Origin of the sequence: Vibrio sp. V10_P2A27P122, from assembly GCF_963874335.1 — a bacterium.
GTDB lineage: Bacteria > Pseudomonadota > Gammaproteobacteria > Enterobacterales > Vibrionaceae > Vibrio > Vibrio anguillarum.
This window is the reverse complement of the sequence record NZ_CAWNHY010000215.1, coordinates 1-2335: the sequence shown is the minus strand read 5'-3', so window position 1 is coordinate 2335 and position 2335 is coordinate 1. Positions and strand designations below refer to the sequence as shown.

General features: G+C 38.3%; 2 protein-coding genes. Both read left to right on the top strand.

The window, feature by feature from the left end; genetic code table 11:
• A partial coding sequence (locus AACQ17_RS09000; protein ID WP_170935138.1) for an Ig-like domain-containing protein occupies positions 1–815 on the top strand: 815 nt, incomplete at its 5' end.
• 104 nt (positions 816–919) lie between these two features.
• Complete coding sequence (locus AACQ17_RS08995) at positions 920–2050, top strand: AAA family ATPase (RefSeq protein ID WP_094167549.1); 1131 nt, start codon at positions 920–922, stop codon at positions 2048–2050.
• The last annotated feature ends 285 nt before the right edge of the window (positions 2051–2335 follow it).

Here is a 2335-nt window from a genome sequence, read left to right as displayed (position 1 = left end):
GTGTAACGGCTACGGTGAAGGATGCATACGGTAACCCGGTTGTAGGACAATCTGTTACTTTTGCAGTGACAGGTGATGCGAGTTTGAGTAATAGCAGTGTCACGACAGATATTGGCGGTAAGGCAGTAGTTAAAATTAAGAGTTCACGTTCTGGTAGAAAAACCATTACCGCGACTTTTGGTGCTGATTCTAAAACGGTTAATGTGGACTTTAGTGTTTATGCTGTTCTACAAAAAATTGAAGTGACTCAGAATAATGCGCAGTCAAATGGAAAGGATAAGAATATAGTCGTTGCTACTGTCGTTGATGGTAAAGGTGATCCATTGCCAAACTATACCGTTAGATTTGAAGCATCAGGAAGTACTAATTTTCCAAAATTTGATCAAGATATAGAGACAGATGCTGATGGCAAAGCGAAAGTAGAGATCACACATTTTTACAAAGAATCTATTTATATGTCGGCAAGTATTGATGGTAAAACTGAGGGCATTCATACCTCGTTTAGGTTATCAGAGATCAAAGTAGGTGGTCTAACGTTTTATGCCCCAGAGAGCGTTCATTTGTCACACTCCGAGGCAGTGAATTTTTGTAAAAGTTCAGGAAAAAGATTACCGACCCCGACTGAGATTCGGTCAATCCATGGTGTTAAAGAAGTATTAATCTATCGATGGGACACTAGTTATTGGTATTGGACAGATCAAGCAGATATGGCTGCTAATATAGATTTTTTCGTCGATATTATCACTTTAGATGTCACACCTAGCACACAGACACAGGGAACTAGACAAGTTGGTTACGCCTCTTGTGTTGATTAAATTTTCTTTCCTTGCCGAGCGTTATCGCTCGGCTTTTTCCAACTACTAGATTATGATCATTTATTTTGTCTGATACGAAAGTAACTTTATCATCCGAGTAATATATGCTTAAAACACTAGCCATTACCAATTATCGTTCCATCCGAAGTTTAGCGATTTCATTAAATACTGTAAATATTATTACAGGCCCTAATGGTAGCGGTAAATCCAATTTATATAAAGCGTTAAGGTTATTGGCGAATAGCGCCACTAATGGAGTTAATAATGCACTGATAAGTGAAGGAGGGTTATCTTCTGCATTTTGGGCGGGTTCTCAAAAAAAATTATCTTATAGTAGCACTATGGAATGCTCAAGATTAAAGCTTGGGTTTTCAACGGATGGCTTAGGTTATACGATTTCATTAGGCAAGCCTGTTCCATACCAGAGTGCTTTTGACTTCGATCCTGAAATTAAACATGAGTGTATTTTTAGTGGGCCACATTACCGTCTTGTAAGCTGTTCTGTTCAACGCAAAGGACCAGTACTAAGGGTAAGAAATAATAAAGGGTGGCACACTATAACTCAATATATCCCTAATTATGATACGATTTTTGATTCTTTTTCCAATCCAATGGACGTTGCCGAAATTTTCCAGACACGTGAAATGATCCGAAATTGGCGTTTTTATGATCATTTTCGTACGGATGCCGCTGCTCCAGCCCGCATACCGCAGTTCGCGACAAGAACAACGGTCCTTAGTCATGACGGCAGTGATGTTGCTGCGGCGATCCAAACCATTATTGAAATTGGTGATTATGAAACCCTTAACCGAATAATCGATCACGCATTTCCTGGTAGTAAGTTAGGGGTATCATGGAATGATGAGGGGTTATTTTCATTAGCTTTTCATCAAAAAGGCTTGTTAAGGCCGCTCACCGGCATTGAGTTATCCGATGGCACATTACGCTTTATTCTGTGGGTAGCGGCTCTATTAACGCCACGTCCACCAACATTAATGGTGCTTAATGAGCCAGAAAATAGTATTCATTCCGATGTTTTACCTGCTTTAGTGAAGTTAATCCTTTATGCTTCCCAGTATTCACAAATTTGGGTGATTTCACATTCTCAGCCATTAATCGATATACTAAAAAAGCATTCTGATTGTAAAATCATTGAATTAGAAAAACAGAATAGCCAGACTTTTGTAAAGGGGCAGGGAATATTAGATGCGCCTAATTGGCATTGGCCAGATTAAATATTTCGCATATTATCCTTATGTGCGAAATATTTATCTATCCGAGGAAGTCATCTTATTTAAGATGCTCCATCAATTCAACTAGCGTAGCATTAACTTCGATAAAGGCAACGATCAGCCCCTCACTAGGTGAAATTGGTTAAATAATAATATTTCCACTTTTAATTTGTGTCGTGAGTTATAGATTTTAAAAGTAAAATAAGGAACCGATAGCGCATTATGCAAACAGTGTTGCTACTGCATACATAGCCTTATACTGCTAATTTAAAATGAGCTAAATTAATA

What these genes read in the sequence shown, in the direction of transcription:
- AACQ17_RS08995 (WP_094167549.1), top strand. Translation starts at nt 920, where the DNA reads ATGCTTAAAACACTAGCCATTACCAATTATCGTTCCATCCGAAGTTTA.